1 protein-coding gene is annotated in these 413 nt (G+C 60.5%); it reads left to right on the plus strand.

Annotated features, from left to right (window positions below; translation table 11 throughout):
• A partial coding sequence (locus tag PA598K_RS36915; RefSeq protein WP_185602429.1) for a hypothetical protein occupies positions 1-413 on the plus strand: 413 nt, incomplete at both ends.

Genomic DNA, 413 nt, shown 5'->3' on the forward strand with positions numbered 1-413 from the left:
ACGAAGCTGCCGAGCGACCCAGTGATCCCGGTCGGAGCAGGCAACCATCTGGTCGTGAAGGTATCGTCGAGTAAGATCGCTACACCGAGTACGGGCGACCTCGCGCCGACAGCGGGCGTGATCAATCCGTACACACTGGGCAGTGACATTCCGGGCGTCGATCCGGTCGTTAATCGATACATCGGAATCTATGAAGTGGATGGGAATAACAAGGTCGTGAAGTTCACCCAGATCGTGCTCGGCAAGGACGATGTAACGCCGAAGCCGGGAGCAGCGCCGGAGGTGTATCCAGCGCCTGTGCCGGAGCCGGGCGATGAGCCGAACACAACGAAGCTTCCGAGCGACCCGGCGATTCCGGTCGGAGCAGGCAACCATCTGGTCGTGAAGGTGTCGTCGAGCAAGATCGCTACGCC

This window comes from Paenibacillus sp. 598K (genome assembly GCF_003851045.1).
Classification (GTDB): Bacteria; Bacillota; Bacilli; order Paenibacillales; family Paenibacillaceae; genus Paenibacillus_D.